Raw genomic sequence first — 25083 nt, 5'->3', positions numbered from 1 at the left:
CTGCCAAAAAAGCTGAGATGTAAAAGAAAGCTACACCATATATGCCGTGACACGGTTTTGCAACTCATTTATTGGAAGATGGAACTGATATTGGGTACATTCAATTATTGGTTGAACGCAATCCTACCAAAAGCTACATCTATGTGAAGGAAAATTCGTTTAAAAAGGTAAAAGATCTCCTATCTTAGTTCTGCGCATAAAAGGTATTTAGATGATATAATCTATGTTCCTACCTAAGGCACAAGCCTAAAAAACCAAATGTAAACCATAGATAGAAATTCTTATGAAGGTACAAATTTTAGCTATTGCATTGATTGGAACGAGTTTAGGATTGAAAGCTCAGGAAAATGTATTAATTGGTTTGAATTCACCTGCTTATGGTGTTAAAATAAGAGCAAATTGGGTAGGCTATAGTGGTGATTGGGCAAGAGGCTTTTCCATATCGAACGAGAATAATACCCAAAATTTATTTGAATTTGGAGCAATAGGCAGTGCTATAGAAGGCAGTTCTAGCTTCTCTTACGGATATATTGGAAAAAGATTTGATGATACTTTTATGATATTTAGGGCAGATGGAAATATAGGAATTGGAACAACCAACCCTGGGACCTGGAAACTTGCAGTAAATGGAAACATAAGAGCAAAAGAAATCAAAGTAGAAACCGGGTGGCCGGACTTCGTTTTTGAAAAAGACTATAACTTACCAACCTTAACGGAAGTAGAGCATCATATTAAAGAAAAAGGTCATTTAAAAGATATTCCCAATGCTACAGAAGTTGAAGAAAATGGAATTTTTCTTGGGGAAATGGATTCCAAATTGCTCCAAAAAATAGAGGAATTAACGCTTTATACTATTCAACAAGAAAAGAAAATTACTGAACAAGCAAACGAGATTAAAGAATTGAAATCCCTGAATAGTAAACTGCTCGAATTAGAAAAAAGATTAGAGAATTTAGAACAAAATAAGCCAGTGCCCAGCAATGGCCATGAGTAATAGCGCCGTTCTCACCTAGCCTTCGACAGACTCGGGCAGTCGTTTCTGAAAATCCATGAGGGTTTTCGATTTGGTTCATATCTGAAACGAAATAGCTTGGCTGCTTTGCCCTATCAACAGCAAAACCTTTAAAACGGTTATGGATCAAAACTCTTTTATGCAATCGGTCTTTGTCCGGCAAAGCCAAATCCTCGAAAAATCTTACCTTGTATGTTAAAAAAGAAGACAATCCATAGACTCCCTTTCCATGCCCACTACTGACCAATATCATGGCATATCCATGCTCCAAATCCTATTTTCCATCCCGATGGGAAAGGGTAATGACAAAAGAATCATCATACCTTTTAAGGGCTTACCAATTCCACTGAATCCAATACAATAACGCAAGAACCATGAAGCTAAAAAAGGAATTGGGATTGTTCGATGTTTTTGCGGTGAGCACGGGGGCCATATTCAGCTCGGGCTTTTTTCTGTTACCCGGATTGGCCGCCCAATACACAGGTCCATCAGTAATCTTGGCTTACTTGCTGGCCGGTGTCCTTATTATGCCATCCATGTTCAGTGTGGCCGAGATCTCAACCGCCCTACCCCGGTCAGGGGGCGCTTATTTCTTTCTTGACCGAAGCTTGGGCCCCATGATGGGAACCATTGGCGGTATTGGTACGTACATCGCCCTTCTTTTAAAAACGGCTTTTGCCCTTGTTGGTATTGGTGCCTATGGTGCCCTATTTTGGGCTATCCCTATTAAGGAGACCGCTGTGGTCTTTGCCGTGGTTTTTGCCATCCTGAACATTTTTGGGGCCCGAAAGTCCTCCGGTATCCAAAAAATATTCGTCATTGGGCTGTTGCTGGTATTGGGCGCATTTATTGTCGATGGCTTTTGGAATATTTTTTCTGGAAACCCTTCCATCGGTTTTGATACGGATTCGTATCATCCTTTTTTTACCAAGGGACTTGATGGTCTTGTTTTTACGACTGGTTTTGTTTTTGTCTCCTATTTGGGACTCACGCAAATAGCCAGTGTTGCCGAAGAAATCAAAAACCCGGAACGGAACATCCCATTGGGAATGGGATTGTCCTTGTTGGTCACCGGACTGATTTATGTGCTCGGGGTCTTTGTGATGGTCAGTGTAATCGGTAATGAAGCGCTTTCCGGAGATCTTTCGCCCGCAGCTACCGCGGTGGAACAATTGTTCAATTGGTTGCCTGCCAAAACGGGGCTGTACATTATTGTCGTCGCCGCTTTATTTGCTTTTGCTTCGACCGGAAATGCAGGGATGCTCGCCACATCACGCTATCCACTGGCCATGGGAAGGGATAGGTTGTTTTCAGAAAAATTCAGCAAGATCAGTCGTTGGGGGACCCCTATTCCTGCTATTCTGCTTACAGCGGGATTGATCGTCCTCTTTATTTTGGTGCTTACCGAAGAGGGCATTGTAAAATTGGCGAGTACTTTTCAGCTGTTCATATTCATGGCCATAAACTTTTCGGTCATTGTTTTCCGAAACAGCAAAATAGCCTCTTATGACCCCGGTTATCATTCACCGCTATATCCCTGGATGCAGTTATTCGGTATTGTTTCCTCACTCGCCCTCATGTTTTATATGGGATGGGGTGCCCTGGCATTCACCTTGACCACCATCCTTCTTGCCTATTTGTGGTATCTATTTTTCGTACGCTCAAAAGTAAAAAGGGAAGGGGCCATATATCACTGGTTTGCCTTGTTGGGCAAACATCGGCATGACGAACTGGAAAATGAATTTATGATGATTTTACGGGAGAAAGGGCTACGCCAGGATGATGTGCTCAACCAGACCATCGTTCGCTCGCAAATACATAGGGTCAAGAAGGCAATGTTTGAGGATTTAGTGCAGGACGTGGCAAATTCCATGGCTGTGGAATTGAATACCGACAGGAATGCCTTAAAGGAGGAATTCCTAAGAACAACACCCATAGATCCTGCCTTGGTCATTCCCGAGGTTTCCCTGCTTTATGCGAAAAAACCGGATATCGCCCACCCCGTGCTCCATATGGCATTGTGTGTGGAGGGTATTGAAAAGCCATTTGAAGAAAAAGGGACTTCGGGCACGGAGAAAATAAAGATATTCTTCTTCCTCGTAAACGATGCGAACGACCCAAAACAACAGCTCCGCATGCTGGCAAGCCTATTGAACATTGTGGAACGCGACCACTTTACCAAAGACATCTTTTCGTTGAAATCTTCAAAGGAAGTCATCGAATTTCTTTTGCACGACAAGCGATTTATATCTTTTGCCCTGTCCAAAAATAATCCCACCAATTCACTCATTGACAAAAGACTCATGGAAGTTAGTCTGCCCCAGGATGTTCTGGTAATTTTTGTTGATAGGGAAAACACCTCATTCGCCCCTAAGGGCAATACCGTGCTACGAGAGCATGATGTGGTCACCATTGTTGGGGAACCTAAATCCATCAATACATTGTATGACCGGTTTATCCTGTCAAGATGACCATCCTAATCCGGATAGCAGTTTTTGGATAAATAAAGTGGTTATTCAAAGTAAAAAGATGAAGGGTTCCGAAAACCTGTCCCAGGTTCCCGGAACCCTAGGCAATTCATTAAAAGGTTTGGGATACCTCTTTGTTCCAAACTCCTGAGGCTACGGTAGCCTCCACATATTCCTCAAATGTAATCGGTTTACGACCAAGTATTCTTTCCACATCGTTTGATATCGTCTGATTTTCAGAATGTCCCAGTACCTCGGTGAATAGATAGCCCAATAACCAAATAACCGGTTCCGGAAGGCCTACTTCCCTAAGTCCGGCCTTAAACTCTTCCATTGAAATCGGTTGATACTGAATTTTTCTACCCAACTTTCCGCTAATGATATCGGCAACCTCATCGAAGGTCAATTTCTTAGGGCCTGTCACGGTAACAATTTCACCATTGAATCCATCATCCAGAAGAACTTTTGTGACCACATCAGCGATGTCTTTGGTATCCGTATAAGGAATTCTCGCTTCTGGCATGGGCAAGGCCATATGACCAGCCAATACGTAGTCTTTAAATGCCCCCTCATTAAAGTTCTGATTGAACCAAGATGCCCTTACCGTGGTGTAATTCAATCCAGAATTGGCGACGATTTCCTCGCAGGCTTCAGCTTCGGTTTCCCCCTTTCCTGAGAGCAATACCATTTTATCCAATCCCGCTTTTAACGCTTTTTCGGTAAGGGTTCCAATAGCATCCCTGGCTCCCGGTACAGCCAAATCAGGATAGTACACAACATAAGCCCTATCCATATGCTCCAACGCGGCGTCATAGGTCTCTGGGTTGTCCCAATCAAAGGACGGATTCGTTTTTCTACCCACAACCCTTACATTGTGCCCCATTTGCTTTAGGTTTTCTGCTACCAGACGACCGGTTTTGCCAGTTCCTCCAATGATTAAAATGTTTTCTGTTTTCATGTTTTTAAATTTTAAAGTTTTGTACGTATTCTATTTTTTATTATTGATGATACAAAGGTGCAAAGTGTCCAAAGGAGATTTTTGACACTTAAAGCCAACCTTTTGACACTTTAGGCCATGTTTTATCCCTTAGCTCAAATACAAAAGATGACCCAAGGTCATCTTTTATCAATTGGTCATTTCCTTCTTTTATTGACCGCGATTACTTCTCTAGAGAACAAAAGGGTTCCAACGAAGTAAAATTGGTACACAAGGAGAAGAATTGTTCCATGTTTTCCTGTTCTTAAAAATTTGAGGTTGTGATACTTCCTGGATTTATTTTGTGTATATAAATCCCACCAATAATAAAATGAAGGATACGAATGTACTGATGGTTCGTATCGTATGCCATTGATTCCATGGGTCTTCAAACCGGGTACGGAGTGATTTCAATTCAACGGTACTCAATGCTTCCAGATTGGATGTATCAAGTATTTCGTTTAAGGGCACGTTTCCAAAGATGGTTACCAATCCCAACCCAAAAAAGAAGAGCAAAGCAACGACAAGAAAAAGCCAAAAACCAATACCATCATTCTTGAATAAATAAGCGTTTATGAAGAGCAATAGAGCTGGACCAAAGAACACGATCAAGAAGGTTCTATTGATAATTGCCCTGTTCATCGCTTGAAAAGCTTTTAAGAAGCTCAGATCATCCAAACGACCTATTCCTGGGGTTACCGCATTAAACCATGTAAAACATAAGCCAGCGGTTAATCCGGTAAATAGGATTCCGATCAGTAAGACGATCAATTCAATTTTGATTTCCATAATTGTTGGTTTTAGAGGATGATATCCAGGTTAATAGATCTTGATACTCGTTTAAGGTCAGTTTGATATTCTTGCCTTTTCGCATACGCTTTTTAACAAAGACCTGCTTGTACACGTCTTCCGCCCACGAATCCATATTCGTAGTGGTAAAAACACGGCGTTTATTGCGTCTTCCGTGGTAGACATTGCACTTGTTTTCAAGGATTTGAAAAGCCCTTTCCTTGGAACTCTCGGCTATGGCAATTGAAACATATTCAGAATTTCGAATCTTGTTTTCAGCAAGCGGTGCAGCGATACTACTGGAGTTCGCGAGATACGAAAATGAAATAGTAACTATGAGTTTTACCAATGCAATCATCGTAAGAGGTTTGTTTTTTTGATGATACAAAGGTGAGAAGTGGTCAAAGGAGTTTTTTGACCCTTAAGGACAACCTTTTGACATTTTATGCCAAAACGAAACTGCTAACCGTTTTTTCTATATTCCGAAGGGGTAAGACCAGACCATTTTTTAAAAGCCCGGTTAAATGCGCTTTGTTCTGAAAAACCTGTAAGGAATGCAATATCCCCTATACTTTTGGATTCATCCTTTAGCATGTCCTTGGCCATCCGTTCCTGGGTTTTTTTGATGAGGTCCCTATAGGTCACTCCGGCCTCGGAAAGCCTTCTTGTCAGTGTTCGGTTGCTCATAGCGGTAAGCTCACCAATATGGTGAATACTGGGAATACCGGTAGGTAGTGCATCTGTTATAAGTGCTTCAACATCACGAACAAATTTACTGCCAGGAATTTTAATGCCTTTTGTCTTCTCATCAACCTGCTGCAATAAGTAGCTGTTGATACTGGCGTCGGCTTTAGCTGTCCTTAAATTCAAATCTTCCGTTTTATAGCTAATGGCATAGTGGGGTTGGTCAAACAATATGGGACATTTAAAGGCTACCTTAAAGCTGGTCAAGTCCTGAGGTGGCTTGTGCTTGAAGCTAACTTCCAGTGGTACAATATCTTTTTCGGACATGGCTTGCAGCACGACTACGGTTGCGGACAAACTGGCCTCCGTGGATAATTCCATTCCCCTTCTATGTGCTTCCCTGTTGAGGAGGACCCGCGAAATATTTCCCTCATTTTGGATTTGCCAGACAAAGGTGTTGGACAACAATTTGAAGTAGCGTTCACTCCGTTCAAAAATCTCACCAACCCTGGAACACGTACGCCAAGAAAGCCCCAAAACGCCATAATCCTCGATGATCATTTGTTGGCCTACCCGAACTCCAAACCCCGGGCCAAGTTTATCGTCAAGTACTTCGTGTGCAGTTAAAAACTCCTCTGCACAAATAACCTCCAATTTTTCCGCTTCCTGCATTGAAGTGGGCCAATCCATAAAATCATTTCTGGACATACCCTCGGCTATGGCACAATTAAGCATCTTTAGGTAGAGATTTGTAGAAAAGTATTTCACTGAGGTAAGTTTCTATTCCTGCACTAAATATAATTGAAAAATAATTCGATGATAACGCCACACATAAGGGTAATCACAACATTGACCACTGAAATTTCATTCGAGTCAAAGGCATTTGAAAAAGCGATCCAGAAAGGAATTATAGCAAAGCATACATAAATATTAGCGCCGTAAACCGGAACATTGTTGGAAAAAATGCCTAAGTACATCTTAAATCCCCGCCAACCACTATTCTTATGGACTACAACGATAGATTAATCGAAGCTATCTGAACCTTTAGGTTTTTAAGAGTCTAGGGAATTGTCGAGTTAGCTACTTTTATGGACTACCAATAGCCATTTTACGTTTTCATCCTTTCTTCAACCATGACCTAAAAGAAGAAGCCTTGCTCCGACTCACATAGATGCTTTTATTCAAATCGCCAATCCCATTTGCCTTCAAAAAAACTTCTACTTTACCATTTCCTGCACTCTTATAAGAATCTATAATGGCCATTGTGACCAGAAACTGCCTGTTGGCCCTAAAAAAGCGTTGGGAAACCAGTTCTTCAAACTCACCCAAGGTTTTTTCCGACACAAAACTATTGTAATTACTATCCACCACATAGGTGTTTCCCAATTGGGTATACACACAGATAACGTCATTAAAACCAACCAGTTTATGGGCCATGCCTTGAAACACCTTAATTTTCTTAGGTTCCCCTTCTAAGAAAACACTTTTGGCAGACAACAAATAAAGACCTAAATAGATACAGTGAAAAAGCAATATGAATACAAGTGCCACTACCGTATCTTGAGTATAAAAATCAAAAGAAAGGGATAGTCGCTCTCCTTGAAAAAAAATGGCATCCAGAAGTTCATTAATCAAGATGCTGAAAATGACCACGCTTAACGTATGTGCTGTAAATTGATAGGTAACCCTTTTTACAAAATTATCGCCCAAAGGTGCCCTTTTGTTCAAAACGTGGATACCAAATGCATAAAATTCGATAATCAAATAGGTAGCTACCAAATCAATAACGTAGAAAGAAAGATATTGGACGGTTGTATTTCGAAGATTATAGGTAATCAAAAAATTGAGCGTTGTAATCGAAATGGTAATAAGCCCTATATAGGGCCATTTAAAAAGCAGTTCTTGTGCCCCTGATACATCTTTCTTCTTATATCTTAAAAATGACAACCTCATTTACTACTATTCCAGTATCCTTTGAAGTCTATATCCTGACAATTTCAATTCAAAAACATTATTTCCTTTAGTTAATTCAACAGTTTCTCCACCAAAAAACTCAAAGTTATACCCAGGTATAATGGCCAACGTGTTGGACATAGGAGAGAGTCCCAATTGAAATTGGGTTTTACCGGGATAAATAAGATGTACCCTCAGTTCCAATACTCCATATTCATTGATCAGTAACTTAGCCCGGTCAATGGTTTGATAATCAATATCATCATAATTGACTACCTCATAGGTTCCAACTGCTTGTTTCCATGTCTCAGGAATAGGTCTTTGTATAATCTTGGACCCCCCAATAATTCTATTGCCACTTTTATATTGTTCCCCAACAATAAGTTCATCCCCGATCTTATCCCAAAATATATCCATGACATGAATTTTTATCCCCATCATCTTTACATACAATTTAAGTAAATTATCCTCGTGGGTCGTGGCAATTCCTTTTCGATTGTCCAGACCAAGTACAACATTGAATTTGTTGCCATTTGATTTTAGGTTCACTATTCCCAAATCAGTGCTGTAGGTTCCCTCCAGTTCCTTCATCTGTACTTTGGTTAAATTGAGTTTCCCGGAATTCCGTTGCTTTTTTATTGAGCTCTGACCTCCTTTTAAATCATACCTTTTGGCCATAAAATCAAATGCCCTGGACCAAACATCCCAATGAAACTGACTTGATGCATTGGAATTGCTAGAGATCACCACCGAGAAACGGTATTCGGGAACAAAGAAGATGTAGGTATAAAAAGGTTCATGAATCCCTGCTTTTCTTACCCTTTTGAACCCTCGGAGGGGCTTTATATCCCACATTAGTCCAACTTGCTCATTGTAGGCCATGGGAGCATCGGTGAATTGGAGGGTCAGGGCTTCCTGCACAATTTCCGGTTTTAAGAAGGAAGTATGTGCCATTTCCTTGTCAACAAAGTAAACTTGGCTCAATTTGGCTAAATCAAGAGCTGTGGAAAAAGCACCATCAGACCCGGGCCAACTGTATTCATAGGTTTTGGTCTCTTTACCTTTAAAATATCCCTTACTGTCCACTTGGCCAAACCCTGAATGATTCATTCCCAAGGGTTTAAAAATATGGGTTGCCACAAATCCTTCATAAGGCATTTTTGTTACCCTTTGCACCAACAAGGCCAATAGATCCGTACCCCAATCCGAATATTGGTATACCTTTCCAGCCGGTGCTATAAGATATTCGTTACGGCTATTCGATAAAAGGCTATCCAAAGGCAGGGGCTGCTTCTTTAAAAATCCCTTGGCCCGTAATCGGGGCAGGCCCGCATAGTGGGACAGTAAGTGTCGTACAGTAAAATCAATAGGGCCGGAAAAGTGTTTTTTCATTTTAAAATCGGGCACGTAGTCGGTATAGGGCCTGTCAATATCAATCTTACCATCGGAGTATAGTTTCAGAATCGCCGTTGATGTAACAATCTTGGATATGGAACCAATTGGATACTCTGTATTTAGATCAGAGGCCACTTTATTTTTCAAATCAGAAAAACCAAATGCTTCATTCACGACCACTTCATTATCAATAACAACTGTAATGTTGGCCCCAATTACATTGTGCTTTTTCATTTTTTTTGAAACGAAATCGGGATATGATTTTTGAAAACTGGCAAGTTCCTTATTTTTATTTTGCGCCAAAAGACTTGTGCAAAGCAGTAATAAGGCAAATTTCATGTGCATTCCCATCTATTGTTTCTTTTTATTGTTTTTTATTTATTGATTGGCGTTATTGGTGCTTTAGTATCATTTTTGTCCATAACCGCCCGATGCCCCTGCCCAAAACTGACCATCAAAGGTTTGTACAAAGGCCGAAAGCTCCGGGATGCCCGTTGGCATAGTCGTCCAAATTACTTTGCAGAGCGGTTGCTTTGGAGTACGAAATCCCTGTGGTCAAACCCTGATTACAAGTTTCGCCCTCAGCAATGGCATGAATTGAAACTCTGGTTCATCATCTGCAGAATTCAATACGATTAGAAATAAAACCTTTGCTTATTCGTAATTCCCTAATGTTTTTTTGAATGATCGATGTTTCTACCAAAACAACAAATAATTAGAGCCTCAAAAAGTGAAATTGTATTAAAATAGGGTGAAACGATATGTTTTTGTGTATGAAACGTGTATAAGCTCCAAAAAAATAATTCAATGCGTTTTTTACCATTGGGAATTTATTGAAAAATTACATCAAGAAATTCCTGTTGAAGCAAACAATAGGGTATCGAAACTATGCCTGAATAAGAAGCGCCAAATGAACATTGAAACCCGACAATTACTAATTAACTCTATGTAAATAGCAGGTACGAATTTAAGGGAATAGCGAGATGGTAGCACGCTAGAGTCATAATTTCAGATAAAACAATGGTGTTTTTTTGAGTGTCGTGATCGCCGAAGGATTTTCTGCGGGAACTCGAACTTCCTTAAAACGTTCCGCTTTGAAAATCTTTCAAAAAAAAACGCTCAAGCAAGCTTGGCGTTTTTTCTAATTGTTCGATTTATTCATGATCGCGGAAGGATTCAATAACTTGTTCCCTACAACGCTCCGCGTTGAAAAAAGAAACCTTGGATTCCCGTAATCAAACAAGCTTGTTACAAAATCCAAGGTTTCTTCTTATTCGTGATCGCGGAAGGATTCGAACCTTCGACCGTCTGCTTAGAAGGCAGATGCTCTATCCAGCTGAGCTACGCGACCTTATATCGTTCTACGAAACTTCCCGTTCGGTTTTCGCCGGACAAAAATAGAAAAAGAAAGTCAAATGGGTACACTCGATCCAATAGAATTCCATGTACTGATTTTTTACAATCCACATTGCTTTTCGTTGCATTGGGATTCTTTTGAACAAAGTTGACAACCTTTTGCTTCATTCGTTTTCGCATTGCAGGAAAATGATCGATACGGCGAACACATTCGTACAGGACGCATTAAGCTACGCTGGTCAACCGTCCGTCGAACAAATAAAGCTGGTACGCTATAAATTCCTATCTTGAAAGATAGCTTTCGCCTGTGCTGGTTTCATTCGTTGCAATCCCCATAGGTGAAACCATGCTTTGAAAATGAAAACCACGTGGATAAAGAGACTATTGCTATTTAGTTTACTTATTGTTCATAATCCAACTTTTGGACAACTTTTCGAGAAAGTTGAGCATTTGGCCGGACTTGACTTCTTCGCCCAGAACAACGGTGTTGCCATTGCCGATTATGACGGTGATCTAGATCTTGACTTCTTTGTTGTTGCCATTGCAAAAGATGTGGAAAACAACGAATTGACCCATAGCAAACTGTACAGAAACAATAACGACGGTACGTTTACCGATGTGACCCAAGAATCGGGCCTGGTCAATTTGTTTCCTTTGGAAGGCAATGAAGAGGAACTAGACGATTTTAGGGCACTTGCCGGACACAAATACGGCGCTTTCTGGGGTGACTATGACAATGATGGACGTCCTGATATTTTATTCACGCATCGAAAGAAGATTCAGCTGTTTCGAAACCAGGGTAGCGGCAGGTTCTCGGAAGTGACCAACGAAGCCGGTTTTCAATCGGTCAACGATTGTGAAAACACTTCGGCCATATGGTTTGATTATAATAATGACAGTTTTTTGGACATCTATATCCCCACATGGAAAAGTTGCAGTTTCAACATCATGTATCGAAATAATGGCGATGGCACTTTTACTGATGTCTCCGACCTCATCAATATTGTCGAAAATGAAGAATTGCCCAGTTTTAATCCCTTTCCGTACGATTTTAATCAAGATGGTTATATGGACCTTTACCTTACCAATGACCTGAGGAAGGCCAACCAACTTTTTATCAACAACAGTGGAAACTCTTTTACCGAACAAGCCATAAGTTATGGGGTTGATACCAAGGCTGATGATATGGGTATTGCGGTATCGGATTACAATAATGACGGTCATTTTGATTTTTTCATTACCGCCATTCAAAGGAACTTTTTGCTGACCAATGATGGCGATACTACGTTTACAGAAGATGCCCGGGATAAGGCCGTTGGGGATTCCGGATGGGCCTGGGGCACCAAATTTGGTGATTTTGATCTGGATGGGGATGAAGATTTATTTGTGGTCAATGGGTATGACTTTCCTGGATGGGGAGCAGGTACCAACATTTATTATGAAAACAACCACGCCCAAGGCGAAAATGATTTCACCATTCAACCCGTGGGGCTTGAGGATTTTGCGATAAGCGTAGAAGCCGTTGATTTTGATTATGACAATGACGGTGATTTGGATCTTATAGTGACCAATTCCGACAGAAATTCCCATTTGTACCGAAACAATACCCTTGGTTCCAATGAAAACCCCGAATTTCAATGGCTAAAAATCTCTTTGGTAGGAACAATATCCAACAGAAATGCTATTGGCACCACCATAGAGTTGACCACGGACCAATCCGTTCGAAAAAGATACTACACAGGGGTTGGATTTTTAGGGCAAAACCTTAAGCCTGTCCATTTTGGGATACCCAGTGGGGAAGCTGTCAATTCGGTGAAAATTACCTGGCCATCGGGTATTGAGGAAACCCACCAAAATATTGAGGCAAACACCCATATCCGAGCTATAGAAAACAATGGGTTTGAAGTGTTGGACAACAATACCGCTTCATTGATCTTTGGTTGTACCGACCCGAGTTCCTGCAATTATAACCCTAACGCCATTATGGATGATGGCACATGCGAGTACCTATCCATAACCAATACCATTGAAGGCAGACAAAGTACGGGCTTTTTTGCAGAGGAAGCCTATAGCCTTTCCCTGCAATCCGGTCAGTCGATTGTTTGGAAGGTAACTGGAGGTGAAATTACGTCAGGCCAAAATACCGATACCATTGAGGTGGAATGGAGTTTTGAAAGTGCTGGTGAGGTAATTGCTGTAATCAGTGGTCCTTTATGCTCGTCCGAAGAAATCACATTGAATGTAACCCTTAGTGCTTCGGAAATCTCCCCGGACAAATCAATTGCCAGGGTATGGAACGAGGCACTATTGGACGCCATTAGGGGGGATTTTGCCAGACCTACCATTCATGCCAGAAATCTGTTTCATACCAGTGCGGCCATGTATGATGCATGGGCTATTTTGAACAATACAAAAACGTATTTGATCGGTAATGAGGTCCACGGTTTCAGAAACCAATTTGCGGGATTCGAACCAGATTCCGATAACCTTGAGCAAAACCTAAATACCGTCATCAGCCATGCCGCTTATCGGATCTTGTCACATCGTTTTAGAAACTCCCCCAGTGCCCAGTCGACCTTGGCAAAATTCAATCTTTTAATGGATCAACTGGGCCACGATAGAAGCATGGTAAGTGTCAATTATGTTACGGGAAACCCCGCGGCCCTGGGAAATTTTATCGCAGAAACGTATATCGACTATGGCAATCAGGATGGATCAAGGGAACAAACAGGTTATAACAATGCCCATTACGAACCGATCAATAGTCCTTTGGCCCCTATTCTGCCCGGAAATCCAAATATAACAGACCCCGATCGTTGGCAATCTTTAAGTTTGGATACTTTTATAGATCAAAGCGGAAATCTAATTGAAGGGGAGACAATAGACTTCTTGAGTCCTGAATGGGGCAATGTGTCCCCGTTTGCCATGGCCAATGATGTGGTAACCACATACACTAGAAATGGCAATGACTATAAAGTATACAACGATCCGGAGGCGCCACCCTATATAAATTCGTCGAACCCACGATTATCCGAGGCCTACAAATGGGGGTTCTCTTTGGTGTCCGTGTGGAGTGCACATCTCGATCCCGCCGATGGGGTATTATGGGACATATCACCAAGATCAATCGGTAATTTGGACATACAAAGCTTTCCAACCGACTATTCGGATTATCCCAACTTTTATAAGTTGTTGGAAGGTGGTGATATAGGACAGGGCTATTCCACAAACCCCATTACGGGCATGGCCTATGATACCCAAATGGCCCCACGCGGCGATTATGCCAGGGTCTTGGCAGAATTTTGGGCCGATGGCCCCGATTCCGAAACCCCGCCAGGACATTGGTTTACCCTATTGAACTATGTAAATGACCACCCGTCATTGGAAAAACGTTTAAACGGGGAAGGCCCGCTACTATCGCCTTTGGAATGGGACATTAAGACCTATTTTACCCTTGGGGGAGCCATGCATGATGCGGCTATTTCGGCATGGAGCATCAAAGGTTGGTATGATTATGTTAGACCTATTTCCGCTATTCGATATATGGCGGATCAAGGACAGAGTTCAGATCCAAATCTTCCCAGCTACAATGAAAATGGAATACCCCTGTTAACCAATTATATTGAGTTGGTTGATGTAAATGACCCTTTGGCCGGAAGGGAAGGCGAAAACATTGGAAAAATCAAGCTTTTTGCCTGGAAAGGTCATCGTTATATTGGCGATACGGACACCGATACCGCTGGAGTCGATTGGATTTTGGCGGACGAATGGTGGCCCTACCAACGCCCCAGTTTTGTTACGCCGCCTTTTGCAGGTTACGTTTCTGGCCATTCTACCTATTCAAGGGCTGCTGCAGAGGTACTGACCTTACTAACGGGAAGTCAATATTTCCCCGGTGGTCTAGGGGAATTTGTAGCAAAGCAAAATGAATTTCTTGTGTTTGAGGAAGGGCCATCGGTAGATATAAAATTGCAGTGGGCTTCCTATAGGGATGCATCGGACCAATGTAGCCTTTCTCGAATATGGGGAGGTATTCACCCTCCGGCAGATGATATTCCCGGCAGATTGGTCGGTGAAAAAATTGGGATTGATGCCTTCAATTTTGCAGCTTCCTATTTTGAGGTCGATCTTCCTCCTGCACCTCCTGAATCAACAAACCATATTATTTATCCTATTCCGAATGATACCGGTGAATTATATGTGGCAAATACCAAAGAAGGCGATAAATTCTACTTATTTGACCTGAACGGATCGCAAATTGCCATTAAAAATGTGGAATACAACGAAAACAATCGGACCTCTCGTCTGAGCCTAAGCGATTTCATTTCTACAGGGATGTACCTACTTCGTATTAACAATAGCAAGGCAAGGCGAATTTTGGTGAAATCAAGGTGATTTGGCTACGTGGGTGAATGCCATAAAAACCCATTGTAAGATTTTGTGGTTGATTTGCTTTTCCAGCCCACCATCGGTGTTAAAAAATCGGAGTATATGGTTGCATTCCATAATCGCATCCTTTTCATAAGGGCTGAAATATGACCGATAGGTGAGAATTCGTTCATATTCCGGGGTTGCCGTAGCTTCTTTTAAATGCGGAATGGGTTAATCGTTCTTTACTTTAAAGTAAGTTCGATATAAAAAAATTACGTCATTTTAAGAGCCTGTTTGGGAATTTGTGATTGGAATTGTTATAGGCCATTTTTAGTGCGGAACGAGGCAAAATTTTTGTTCATAGCCATAGTTATGGACTAAAATTTTAACAATGTGCCGTGCAAAAAGGGGCATAAGAAAACAATTGACAAATTCCCAAACAGGCTCTGGGTGTTTTTGCGAAAGCAAAAATGTATCGAAAAACCTGCCTGATCGGCAAGGCAGGCAAGTAATTTTCTTGCAAAATCCTAATTTCGATACAATTTTTCTTCATTTCATTACGAAAAACCACTCAATTTGACGGATTTTGGTTGATGAAAAAATTATGTCGAACTCATATTATTTAATACACCCACACATGAAAAACATAAATGTAATGGTAAAAAAGGGCTTTCCATGACCCATCCCTTTATCCCCGTTCAATTGTGACTCACTGGTATTGGTCATCAACTAGGCCCTATGAAAAGAGTTTTAAACTTTTGAACCGGAAAGAAGATTCAAATAACCTAGGTACTCGATGTACACAAACCTATAGCACGCAAAGCCATTTAAACGTCATCTCAGTATTTGTTGAATTAAAAAGAAAGGACAGGTTTTACCTGTCCTTTCATCACTCAATTAAACTAACTCTAACTGAAAACTACGCTAAATCAAAATATTATTTGTTCCATAGTACCCCACCTTTTAGGGTTCCAGTGTAAATATCTGCTTCTGTTCCATCCTTAACCTGGATACCTCCAACACGATCAAGTGGAAAATACATTTGCAAATCCGGCTCGCTACCTGTTATCGCTGCATTTAAATCGGCAGCATTCCTAGCGGTATCCCAGAACCTAATATTTCTCAAGGCCCCAAGTAAATCCTGTCCCCTAAAGAAATCGATTTCAGGAGCTGGCCATCCGTTAGGTAAGCCAAAACCATCTTGTTCTGCAACCATTTCTTGGTTTACATAAAGCCGGGCAACATCGGTTCCGGCATCATATACCAGAGCAATATGGTACCATTCACCAGGTACCACGGTCAATGGCGAACTAGTGGCATATTGCCAATCCAAATCACCACCGGCAAACGACTCTGCCCGTAATTCCCCAGAGGCAAAAAAGCTTGATTCATCCGCAGGATCCGCAATACCTGTAACCGTCATCTTGTAATGATTGTTGGTATAGATTTCGGTTCTTTCAAATCCAAAGAAGGAACCAAACTCCATTTCAAACTCAATGGTATAATCCCCGGAAGGTGTGTATGCAGGTGTAATTCTAAAAAAGTCCTCTTGGGGCGTATCTTCAGTCTTAATCACCCCATTGGAATCGGCCACTAAATTATCATTAAGGAAATCAATGGTATCCAACAAACTTTGTGCAGTGGCATCTATAGCCCCTTGTGCTGGGTCTGAAATCAATAAGTCTTCAGCTGCCGTTAAAAGCCCATTAATATAATTTGTTGTGCCTACTGAGTGGTCGCCATCATTGGTTCCTTCCGATACCGTATTATCCCTGTAATCCGTTAATGCCGCAATAGCTGCCTGTAAGGCGGAAAAATCCTTTATAATCACCGGAAGTTCTTCTTCCCATTGCGTATTACCCTGTAATGTTGCCGTAGAGTTTCCAACGATATCATCAAAGGTGGCCCCTAAATTAGCCCCAAACGGGAAATAGACCACCAAACCAGCTTCAGTGCCTTCCACTGTTTGACCAATATTTCCTTGAATCGTGCTTTGGTCCAAGACGGAGTTCCAAACCTTAAACTCCCTGTACACCGTGTTACATGAACGATCATTAAAAGTTGGACTGTTTCCAAGTACAAAAGGCACATCGGTAAACTCAGGAACTCCAGTACCCGAAGTAATTAAATCTCCATTGATATACAAATGTTGTTCCGTACCCGAGTTTGTATACGCTATATTCATCCACTCTCCAGATTTCAGTGTTCCAGCAGGGCTTATAGGTGACGTCGGCCACCCATCCGCCGTTCCGGCAACAAGTTCAATTTCTCCCGTACCAAAATATCTGGCCGCGAAACCTCTGGATGGCTCATCTTCCGTACTGAATAGATTATTTGAAAAACCAAATTGATTTAGATCGGCAATATAAATCTCCATTTCAATGGTTGAAGCTTGGTACAAAGCTATTTTCACATTATCAGATAATTCTATTCCCGATCCTACACCATGATTCACATAAAGAAATGCGGTGGCCACCGTACTTTCCAAAAAGGTGTCTATGGCAGCATTTAGCTTTAAAACCGCATCATTAATATCCGCTTGGCTGTCCGATGTTTCGATACGCCCGTAAATCCAGTTGAGGACATCCTGCAGATCATCCTTGGCCCCCGGTTGAAAATCCCCTGCGTTTATTCCTTCCACACTGTTTTCAATCAAGGATTCTGCCTGATCTATGGTTGCTTGAAGGGTAGCCAGGTCAAAATTTCCTCCAGAGCCGGAATCGTCATCGTCATCGCAGGAAATGGTAAATAAAAGGAAAGCAAACACTGGCAAAAACCATCTTCCTATTTTAACTATTTTATTTTTCATTTTGCTTTTTTTTGGTTAGAAGTTACTACTCATCAAGCCGCCTGACTTTGTTTTGGTATCGGCGGTATCCCACCACAGACGAATATCCATTCTATCTGCAGGAATAGTATTTCGGGACGCCGGCATAAATTCGGATTCAAGTTCATGGGCATTATCGGGGTATCTCACCCGTTTTACCCAAGTATCGGGTGCCACAGTGGAATTACTGCTTACCCCATCAATGGGTAGCGTGATGTCCGGATAATCCGTTCTTCTAAAATCTGCCCAACCTTCTTCACCATTGGGGAAGTTGGCAATCCATTTTTGGGTGATCAACTGTTTAAGTTGTTGTTCATTGGAACCGGAAAGTGTTGGTATGGCCGCTATGTAATCCGCAGCCGCAACGGCATCCACCCCTACTAAATCCATAGAGGCTTGAACCCCTTCCAAATACAGGGCATTGGCATTACCTCCTACCCATCCTCTCAAAGCAGCTTCCGCACGTAAGAAGACCACTTCGGAATAAAACATGATTGGCAAATTGATCAAAACATTGCCATTAGGACTAAAGCCTGAATATCCGTCAACGAGATTGATGGTGGCATTGTCGTTAGCTGACTCAGGTACAAGATCATAGCCGTTCGCGACCCCGGTGAACACACCACTGTCGGCCAGAGGGGAACCCTCTTCGTAGGCAAGCCAGAAACTGGCCCTAGGGTCTTCAGAACCGGATTGATTGTACAAGAAATCAGTGAAGGTGCTGGAGATACGAATATTATCCCAATTTGATCCCATTTGGTGGAGGTAATCACTGAATCCTTCGGTCCATATAGGCAGTAATGCACTATCATCATTACTTACCATGACACCCGCATTTACGGCAGCTACCGCTTCCGCCTGGGCCTTGTTTGGGTCTACATTGGCCAAACGCATGGCCAAACGCAACCGTATCGAATTTCCAAAACGTTTCCATTTCTCCAAATCCCCCCTAAAAAACAAATCCGTATCGGACGTAAAGGCGTACTGGGAAGAATCCCCAGGGTCAATGGCATCCACCGCATTGGCCAAACGGTCAAATAAATCATAGTAGATTTCCTGCTCCGTATTGTAAGACACAAATTCTCCCAACCCTGCACCAAAATAGGGCATGTCCCCATAAATCTGGAGTATGCGGGCCCATTCGGCACACATCCATATTTCCACCTGTGCCAACACATTGGTATAAGTGGGGTCCTCTCCATACCAATCTTTCAGGGTAAGGGATTCAGCAAGGGTTTGTGTATAAAATTCCCGCCATCTGTTGCCTATCCAACCATCTACGTATTCATATCTGGGCGACTCAAAACCACTTACGGTGTTTGCCCAGTATTGTGCGTAAAAATCAGAATATAAATTAACGTTACGCTGATAGTTACGCATTGGATTCTGTAACATAGGGAGAAACATGATATCCGGACTCACTATGTTTACCGCATCACGCGGGGTATTGATTTCTTCAAAGTCTTCAGTACAGCCAACCGTTACGATTGCCAGCACCATGGTTAGTAGTAATAAAATTGCTCTTTTCATATCAATTATTTTTTAAAAATTCAGGTTTAAAGCAAATCCCAGAGATCTCGTTAGGGGGACTGGGGAAAAATCAAATGCCTGTGCCCCAAACTGGGTATTGAAGACCGCAGCGTCTGGCACGGTACCTGGAGTATCCCTATAAAGATAAAACAAGTTTCTGGCTATTAACGACAGTCGAACATTGCTTATAAAACCATTTCCAAATCTATTAAGCAGGCTTGAAGGCATGCTATAACTTAAAGACAGTTCATTGAGTTTCATAAAGGAGGCATCGTATATAAATTCTTCGGTAATGCCCGAAACCCTACCCCAATAGGCTTGGGGCTCCACAATTTGTAGGTTGGGGCTTCCATCCGCCTGAAGCCCGTCCATGAAGAAAGGCTCCCTTCCCAAACTTGTGGTTTTTAGGGCATTCCCACCGACTGTAGCACTTGCTTCCGTTAGGGAATAAATATCACCCCCTTGCTGCATACCGAACAATGCGCTTAATGAAAAGTTTTTATAGTTCGCGTTCACCGCTATAGAACCGGTAAAATCTGCCTGGATATTACCCAGTTTCTCTATCTCCAGTGTCCGTACCGGAAGGCCGTCCTCTCCAACAATAATATTTCCATTGTCATCCCTTTGGTAGGCAAAACCGTAAATATCCCCCATCAGTTCCCCTTCTTCTGCCCTAACTTCTTCCGGAATGGTGTTACTCTGGAAAAATGGGTGGAACTCATTGTTATCCTCCGGAGTTAAATACTCTTCCAAAACACTTCTATTTCGGGCAAAGTTGAAAGTCAATCCTAAATCAAAATCCTGGGTTCGAATAGGAACTACGGTAGCGATCAACTCTATCCCCCTGTTTGTGATCAATCCTGCATTTATTGTTCGTTCAGTAAACCCGGAAGACTGCGGAATTGGAATCCTAAGAATTTGGTTATCCGTTCGCTCGTCGTAATATGTTATGTTCAAATCGAATCTGTTGTTGAACATTCTAAGGTCAAGCCCTATATCTGTTGTAGACGATATTTCGGGTTTCAAATCAGGACTTACGGATAAATTGGGGGTTTCCGATCGCAGCAGGTTGAAGTCGGCGTTATCCAGTGTAAAAACCGGATTGGCATCACCAAAAACAGTATCCTTACCCAGTTGTGCCCAATTTGCCCGCACCTTTAGGTAGGAAATCCAGTCGGGCAATTCGATCATTTCCGAAATCAGGCCACTCAAACCAAAGGACGGATAGAAGAAAGAGTTATTGTCCGGCAGCAAAGCTGAAGACCAATCGTTTCTTGCAGTCGCGGTGAAGAACAAATAATCCTTATAAGATACATCCAAGGAACCATATATGGACTGTATTTCCCTGGCAGAAAAACTTTCAAAAGTGGTCCTGTTAGTACCCGCCTCAAGGAAGAAGTCGTTTTGGGAGGTCAAACGTCCCGATCTAGCCTCCAAAGTCTCGGAATCGTTTCGCATTTGGTTTCCCCCAATATTTACTCCAAAATTAAAATCATCCCCAAAGTCTTTGTTATACCGTAACAAGAACTCCAAATTATCTTCCTTGAAAAAAGTCTCCGTAGTAGTGAGATTGGGCCGGGTGAGATCCACATTGTCCCGGAACCTAAATCCAGCCAGGGTTTCATATCTATAAAAATCCACCCCATATTTCAGCATCAAAGTCAAATCATCCATCAATTTGATGTTTGCAGCCAGATACCCAAACATCCTGTTCCGTTGATCACTATTCACAATCTGCTGTTGAATAAAATAGGGATTTCTATTGTTGGCGTTGGGATTTGCCGTTAAATCTTCCAAATTGGGTCCAAATAGAAATTCAAAATTCTCGTCATTTCTAACAATCGATCCCGCAGCTAAATCCTCGGTCCTAATATTTGGTGGAATGCCATTCAATTGGGAAATAAAACTATAGAACCCAATATCTGGCCGTTGTTGCCCTCTATTTCTTATCCAGGAAATCTTGGTGTCCACATTTAACCAGGGGTTGATGTCATAACTGGCCCTGACATCAAAATTCAGCTTTCTAAGTTGATTGTCTTTAAAAACCCCTTCATTTTTATCCGATAGGATAGAGGCTCGAAAATGGCCCTGATCGTTACTATTTGAAAAAGAGATGGCATGCCTGGTATTGACCGCTGTTCGGACAAAATCCTCTATCAAATTCTCTTCGGCCGCGTAGGGCAATTGTTCTCCCGTCCATGCTTGTCTTACAGTACCATCTAATCGAGCCCCCCAGGAAGATCGGGATCTGGGATCAAACTCGCCATTAATCCCCTGTCCATATTCTTTTTGAAGATCAAGAAAAAAGGCTGCTTCGGAAAACGTAGTGGAAGTGGAATAACTAATACCCAATCCTTTAGATTCCTGACCGCTTTTGGTAGTAATCAAAATCACCCCGTTTGCACCACGTGTTCCATATAGGGCCGCAGCTTGACCACCTTTCAATACCGAAATGGACTCAATGTCATCAGGGTTGATGTCCAAGAGCCCCCCACCATTGGAAATACCACCGAATAAATCTGTAGCGTCCGTAGCTTCGTTGGCGGAAAAAGGCACACCATCTATTACCCAAAGAGGCACTCTATCGGCCCCACCTAGGGAACTTGGCCCCCTGATTTCAATTCTGGCATTACCTGTAACTCCTCCAGAAGTGGTAATGTTCACACCAGCTACCTTACTTTGCAGTGCGGTATTGATGTTACCGTCTGATGCCCTTCCCAAATCCTGGGAAGAAACCTCCTGTACCGCATAACTCAACGCTTTTTTCTCTTTTTTGATTCCCAAGGCAGTGACCACAACTTCATCCAAAAGTTGGGTATCCTCCTCAAGGGTGACATTGATCACCGTTTGATTTCCCACTACAATCTCCTTTGTCTGATATCCAATATAGGAAAAGGATAGGGTGGCACCGTTGGATACGCTCAAAGAATAGTTTCCATCAAAATCGGTAGAGGCACCATTGATAGTACCCTTCTCAATTACATTTGCTCCGGGTATGGGAACGCCAGCAATATCACTGACCTTACCGGTAACCGTAACGTTTTGTGCAAAAACACCTTGAACACAAAGTGTTATGGCAAAAATTAATGCATAACGAATCTTTTTACTCATGCTCGTTTAGTTTAGTTAGTTAATTATTTAGCTAATTAGTTGTCAAATACTAGTTGAGAAAATTATTTCAACCGATTCAAATTAAAATTTAACAGTACATTATGATAATCTTTTCGACTAATAACCGAGCTGAAAAGCTAAAGGACATGGGAACGAAAACGTTTGAAAACGCGATTTTCCCCTGTTTCAATGCTAGGGAAAAAGATATTTCCACTTAAAAAGGAAAAGATGATTGAAGATTATGGGCCAAACCTCTAAAGGGTAAAATAGTTTAGGGCAATTTTTTTTGAAATATATTTTTAAAAGAATACTCAAATAAAATAGGAAAGAGTTTACAAAGATTAAGGATAAAATTTATTGCATTAAGGACCCAATCCTAATGTAAGAAATGATGAGGGGGCGGGATATTAATCCCGCCCCCAACTTGAACTTAATTAACTACTAACTCAAATAATAAATAATTCAATCGTTTTAAATGATATACCCATCATCCCGTTTTTATGAACTGCTGATTCTATTAGGGTAGCGCTATTCCCGAAACCGAACAGACCATGGAAAATAGTTGTAAACGGTCTTCAGGATTAGGCCAACAACACCATGTTAATCTGGTGTTGTTGGCATGAATAATTATAGAGTACGCGTTTGATTACCCTTACTCTTGTTTCGCCCACCATAAAGGTGTGTGTACGGTGTCTTCTCCACCCAACTCGCCCAGAGCCTGTTGATGACTACCTGGAAGGTTTATGGTAAAGTTTGAAGGATACCTCAACCGCTGTGGGAAAAAATTAACCTGATTGGTCATAAAATTAGCAGGGGTCAATTGCGGCAACTCTACGAGTGGAATCTCGATCGCAGGGTTTTCAAAGAAAGGCAAACCAAGCCTTCTATGATCGTTCCATGCTTCCAAGGGCAACCAAGGTGTTTGGGCAATGAACTTTTGCGTAATAATTTTGGTCAAATGATCATTCTTTACCGTTCCACCATTATAAATCGTATTTTGAGGGTAACTGAAGGAATAAGTTCCAGGAGCGTCCGTGTAGCCATTTACATAGTCCATGGACACTGTTGATGGTGGCTCATCCGTATGATCCCAATTCACTGAAGTTCCTACCCTATTATAATCTTGGGAAGTCAAATAAGTGCTCAAATGTTGGGAAGTGTTGGTGTGCATAAAATTATCGGTAATTCCCTGCTCATAGGCTGCTTTGGCACCCATAGGTACATTCCAACCCCGGAGCGCTGCCTCCGCTATCAAAAAGTGGGATTCCCATGAAGCAAAAAATATACGTTCGGCTTCGCTATTTCTATATTGATTGCCTAAACGGGGCAATGTCCCGGTATTAATAATTTGATTTAATTGTCCTTTGGGGCCCCAACTGCCATGAACAGGTGCGTTCCAAGTAAAGGCGGCATCCAGCTCAATGTCATCAGTTTCACCGTTTTGATCGTTATCACTTTCCCCAATAACCAATCTACCTTCTGTAGTGGTTGCTGCACTGTTCCATGGGGGAAAAACATTGAAATCTGGATCATCCACGTTACCAGGAATTTTAAAAGCTTCGTAAGCCCTTGGATCAATGGTGTTATGTAACCCATCGAACCAAAAACCTGCTGAGGGATCGTTGGTCATCAAAGTGAAATGATCTTCGTATCGCACGCCTAAATAATTGGCAGGTTTAATGTAAGAATGCAATTCAGCGGGCAATTGATCTTCGGAGGGTACACCACCAAGACCAATCATAATATTATTTAGGGCCGCGGAAATGAATTGATTGTTCCAAGGTCTTGTCATTACCCCGGTAAAATTGTTCCAGCCGTCGAGCTCTTGAACCTTAAAATTTTCGTCCAATGTAGCAATGTATCCGCCACTTACGGCGTCTTCAAACTCCTCTTGCGCCCTGGAAGGGGCTACTTCGGACAAGCGCATGGCCAAACGCATTCGCAGGGAATTCCCATATTTTCTCCACTTTTCATAATCATAACCATAGGCAGGATCAAATTTGGTTAAATCATCTGGGTTAATAATGGACAAATCCAACGCTTCGGTTGCTTCCTTCAGTTCGGACAAAATAAAGGTATAGACCTCTTCTACACTGCTGTAAGTAGGGTTTTCCCCTTTAAAGCCATCAACAGGAATAGGTCCAAAATTGTCGGACATCTCACTCATTAGATAGGCCCGCCATATCCTGGCCACTTGTTTCAAGTTGTCAGTATATACGTTAATGTTTCCCTCTGCAATCTGTTCATCCACTACATTAATACCTGAATTGATATCCCGTAACCATGTGGAAACATAGCGATCGAAATAATCACTTGTCCATCCATCCACATTGATGCCTACGGACAAAGAGCCCAATCTATCCATTCTACTGGCATCTTTCCAATACCAATAAAAAATCCTTTCCCCAATATGGGGGTCTTGTTGAGCTCCACCAATGGAAGCATTTATAAAATACTCCAACAAGACCTGATCTTCAGAAGCATCAAAAGGACTTGTGTTGAGTTCATCAAAATTATCCGTACAGGACAACGTGAATAAAAGAGCACCCACTATTGCCCCTATTTTTTTAACTATTCTTTCTTTTTTCATCATATTATTATTTAGCATCTT

13 protein-coding genes and 1 tRNA gene are annotated in these 25083 nt (G+C 41.8%); 3 read left to right on the top strand and 11 right to left on the bottom strand.

Going from position 1 to position 25083, the window contains the following annotated elements; translation table 11 throughout:
• The first annotated feature begins 283 nt into the window (after positions 1-283).
• Together L0P88_RS18440 and L0P88_RS18435 are read left to right on the top strand one after the other, a co-directional pair.
• Positions 284-994 (top strand): hypothetical protein, encoded by a 711-nt coding sequence (locus L0P88_RS18440; protein WP_247131378.1) that lies wholly within the window; start codon positions 284-286, stop codon positions 992-994.
• Between the two features lie 392 nt (positions 995-1386).
• Positions 1387-3483: an amino acid permease gene (locus tag L0P88_RS18435; protein WP_247131377.1), complete on the top strand. Its 2097-nt coding sequence runs from the start codon at positions 1387-1389 to the stop codon at positions 3481-3483.
• 109 nt (positions 3484-3592) lie between these two features.
• Here the strand turns inward: L0P88_RS18435 and L0P88_RS18430 are convergent, their stop codons facing one another.
• From L0P88_RS18430 to L0P88_RS18400, 7 genes are all read right to left on the bottom strand, one after another.
• Positions 3593-4438, bottom strand: a complete 846-nt coding sequence (locus L0P88_RS18430) for an NmrA family NAD(P)-binding protein (RefSeq protein ID WP_247131376.1) — start codon at positions 4436-4438, stop codon at positions 3593-3595.
• Between the two features lie 315 nt (positions 4439-4753).
• Positions 4754-5245, bottom strand: a complete 492-nt coding sequence (locus L0P88_RS18425) for a DUF1772 domain-containing protein (protein WP_247131375.1) — start codon at positions 5243-5245, stop codon at positions 4754-4756.
• On the bottom strand, positions 5229-5603 hold the full coding sequence (locus L0P88_RS18420; RefSeq protein ID WP_247131374.1) for a hypothetical protein: 375 nt from the start codon (positions 5601-5603) through the stop codon (positions 5229-5231). Before L0P88_RS18420 ends, L0P88_RS18425 begins: the two co-directional genes overlap by 17 nt.
• A 104-nt stretch (positions 5604-5707) precedes the next feature.
• Positions 5708-6697: an AraC family transcriptional regulator gene (locus L0P88_RS18415; protein WP_247131373.1), complete on the bottom strand. Its 990-nt coding sequence runs from the start codon at positions 6695-6697 to the stop codon at positions 5708-5710.
• Between the two features lie 348 nt (positions 6698-7045).
• On the bottom strand, positions 7046-7882 hold the full coding sequence (locus tag L0P88_RS18410; protein ID WP_247131372.1) for a LytTR family DNA-binding domain-containing protein: 837 nt from the start codon (positions 7880-7882) through the stop codon (positions 7046-7048).
• A gap of 6 nt (positions 7883-7888) precedes the next feature.
• Positions 7889-9616, bottom strand: a complete 1728-nt coding sequence (locus tag L0P88_RS18405; RefSeq protein WP_281499746.1) for a serine hydrolase — start codon at positions 9614-9616, stop codon at positions 7889-7891.
• 938 nt (positions 9617-10554) lie between these two features.
• Positions 10555-10628 (bottom strand) — tRNA-Arg (locus tag L0P88_RS18400).
• 362 nt (positions 10629-10990) lie between these two features.
• Between L0P88_RS18400 and L0P88_RS18395 the strand changes: the two genes are divergently transcribed.
• On the top strand, positions 10991-15028 hold the full coding sequence (locus L0P88_RS18395; protein WP_247131370.1) for an FG-GAP-like repeat-containing protein: 4038 nt from the start codon (positions 10991-10993) through the stop codon (positions 15026-15028).
• Positions 15029-15941: 913 nt separating this feature from the next.
• On the opposite strand, the gene L0P88_RS18390 is transcribed toward L0P88_RS18395, so the two are convergent.
• From L0P88_RS18390 to L0P88_RS18375, 4 genes are all read right to left on the bottom strand, one after another.
• Positions 15942-17813, bottom strand: a complete 1872-nt coding sequence (locus tag L0P88_RS18390) for a LamG domain-containing protein (protein WP_247131369.1) — start codon at positions 17811-17813, stop codon at positions 15942-15944.
• 15 nt (positions 17814-17828) lie between these two features.
• Complete coding sequence (locus L0P88_RS18385; protein ID WP_247131368.1) at positions 17829-19361, bottom strand: SusD/RagB family nutrient-binding outer membrane lipoprotein; 1533 nt, start codon at positions 19359-19361, stop codon at positions 17829-17831.
• Positions 19362-19373: 12 nt separating this feature from the next.
• Complete coding sequence (locus L0P88_RS18380) at positions 19374-22472, bottom strand: SusC/RagA family TonB-linked outer membrane protein (protein ID WP_247131367.1); 3099 nt, start codon at positions 22470-22472, stop codon at positions 19374-19376.
• 652 nt (positions 22473-23124) lie between these two features.
• Positions 23125-25065 (bottom strand): SusD/RagB family nutrient-binding outer membrane lipoprotein, encoded by a 1941-nt coding sequence (locus L0P88_RS18375; RefSeq protein ID WP_313791572.1) that lies wholly within the window; start codon positions 25063-25065, stop codon positions 23125-23127.
• Positions 25066-25083 lie beyond the last annotated feature (18 nt).

The sequence above is a fragment of the Muricauda sp. SCSIO 64092 genome (assembly GCF_023016285.1).
In the GTDB taxonomy this organism is placed as follows: domain Bacteria; phylum Bacteroidota; class Bacteroidia; order Flavobacteriales; family Flavobacteriaceae; genus Croceivirga.
This window is presented reverse-complemented; position numbering and strand designations above follow the sequence as displayed.

What these genes read in the sequence shown, in the direction of transcription:
- L0P88_RS18435 (WP_247131377.1), top strand. Translation starts at nt 1,387, where the DNA reads ATGAAGCTAAAAAAGGAATTGGGATTGTTCGATGTTTTTGCGGTGAGC.
- L0P88_RS18405 (WP_281499746.1), bottom strand. Translation starts at nt 9,616, where the DNA reads ATGAAATTTGCCTTATTACTGCTTTGCACAAGTCTTTTGGCGCAAAAT.
- L0P88_RS18425 (WP_247131375.1), bottom strand. Translation starts at nt 5,245, where the DNA reads ATGGAAATCAAAATTGAATTGATCGTCTTACTGATCGGAATCCTATTT.
- L0P88_RS18440 (WP_247131378.1), top strand. Translation starts at nt 284, where the DNA reads ATGAAGGTACAAATTTTAGCTATTGCATTGATTGGAACGAGTTTAGGA.
- L0P88_RS18395 (WP_247131370.1), top strand. Translation starts at nt 10,991, where the DNA reads ATGAAAACCACGTGGATAAAGAGACTATTGCTATTTAGTTTACTTATT.
- L0P88_RS18430 (WP_247131376.1), bottom strand. Translation starts at nt 4,438, where the DNA reads ATGAAAACAGAAAACATTTTAATCATTGGAGGAACTGGCAAAACCGGT.
- L0P88_RS18410 (WP_247131372.1), bottom strand. Translation starts at nt 7,882, where the DNA reads ATGAGGTTGTCATTTTTAAGATATAAGAAGAAAGATGTATCAGGGGCA.
- L0P88_RS18380 (WP_247131367.1), bottom strand. Translation starts at nt 22,472, where the DNA reads ATGAGTAAAAAGATTCGTTATGCATTAATTTTTGCCATAACACTTTGT.
- L0P88_RS18390 (WP_247131369.1), bottom strand. Translation starts at nt 17,813, where the DNA reads ATGAAAAATAAAATAGTTAAAATAGGAAGATGGTTTTTGCCAGTGTTT.
- L0P88_RS18375 (WP_313791572.1), bottom strand. Translation starts at nt 25,065, where the DNA reads ATGATGAAAAAAGAAAGAATAGTTAAAAAAATAGGGGCAATAGTGGGT.
- L0P88_RS18420 (WP_247131374.1), bottom strand. Translation starts at nt 5,603, where the DNA reads ATGATTGCATTGGTAAAACTCATAGTTACTATTTCATTTTCGTATCTC.
- L0P88_RS18385 (WP_247131368.1), bottom strand. Translation starts at nt 19,361, where the DNA reads ATGAAAAGAGCAATTTTATTACTACTAACCATGGTGCTGGCAATCGTA.